Source organism: Flavobacterium sp. W22_SRS_FK3, assembly GCF_052113665.1.
Classification (GTDB): domain Bacteria; phylum Bacteroidota; class Bacteroidia; order Flavobacteriales; family Flavobacteriaceae; genus Flavobacterium.
Map to the genome: position 1 here is coordinate 1 of NZ_JBGQOF010000065.1, position 1544 is coordinate 1544.

Annotated in this window: 1 protein-coding gene; it reads left to right on the forward strand. The window is 40.3% G+C overall.

Going from position 1 to position 1544, the window contains the following annotated elements; all coding sequences use genetic code 11:
- Positions 1 to 1544 (forward strand): SprB repeat-containing protein (locus tag ACEN2I_RS19945; protein WP_441767830.1); only part of this gene is annotated, 1544 nt, incomplete at both ends.

Genomic DNA, 1544 nt, shown 5'->3' on the forward strand with positions numbered 1-1544 from the left:
GGCTGTATATTTAGCGGCAGCACTACAGTAGCTCCATATATACCATTAACAGATATTACTTTTGCAGTAAGTACTGCACCTGTATGTCCGACTAATGTTGCAGATATTACTTTAACAGTAGTTGGAGGTTATGTTCCTATGGCTAAATACGAGATTATTTCTCCAATTACGGTTGATAACGGAACATCTAATGTATTCACAGGGTTAGCTCCAGATACCTATTTATTCAAAGTAACGGATGCTAATGGCTGTTCAATTGAGAAAAACTTTACAGTTGATCCGGTAATACCAATTGCTATCACAGGTATTTTGGTTAATGATATATCATGTCATGCATCAGACGGTACAACCGATAATGGTTCGGCACAATATACCGTTACAGGCTTTAGTGCTTCAGGTAATTACACAGTAGGAGTTTCTCCTGCCGTTCTGCCGGCACAGATCGCCCAAGCTGGAGATGTTATTACTTTAACTGGATTATCAGCAGGTACTTATACAGTAACAGTTACCGATAATACGACTAATTGTTCAGCAAGTGATGCTGTTGTTATTACAGAGCCAGTTGCGATTGATTTCACAGCAACAGCAACAAAAGTGTTCTGTTCAGAGGATATTTCAAAAATTACAGTTAGCGGAGTTATAGGCGGAACAGGATCTTATACATACGCAGTAGTACAGGTTGGAGCCACAGCTCCTGCAGCGTCTGCTTACACGGCAAATCCTGTTTTATCAGTAGATACTAACCTGACAGATTTGTCATGGGATGTTTATGTAAAAGATACCAATGGCTGTATCCATATAGAGAATGTTATGATTACTAACGATGCTCCGCCAGCTATTTCAGTTCCGGCACAGCAATGTTATGTAGGATCAGATTTAACGGTTGATTTAAGTACCGTTACTACTACTTACAACGGAGTTAAGACTTATACAGTAAACGGTTCAGCTATTGCTACATCGGTTGCTACATTTACAACACCTGGTACTTATAAATTGGGTGTTAAAGATGATAACGGATGTGAGGCATTTGTAGATTATACAATAGAAAAACAATTGTTAGCTTCAGCAAAATTAACAAAAGACTTGTATTGTACAGGCTCAACAGCTGCTACTATTGATGTAGTGATTACTGATGGAGTTGCTCCTTATACGTATCAAATGTATGTTGACGGAATTGCTGCTGGTACAGCTACGGGTGTTACTGGTTCAGGTTTCACAGCATCAGTTGGTACAGCGGGCAGTTATACTTTTGAGATTACCGATAGTAATGCTGCAGGTTGTCAGGTCACTACAGCAGCAGTAATTGTAACAACTCCGGTTGTTCCAACAGCTACAGCGGTGGAGTCAAATGTAAGCTGTAATGGAGGAAATGATGGAAGCATCACTTTGACCCCAACAGCAGGAGTTGCACCATTTAGTTATGCCTTAACAGGTCCGGTTGCCAATACAAGCGGAGATACTTCAGGAACATACACAGGATTAATAGCAGGTGCTTACTCTATTGTAATGACCGATGCTAAAGGATGTTCTTCGGCAGCTATTCC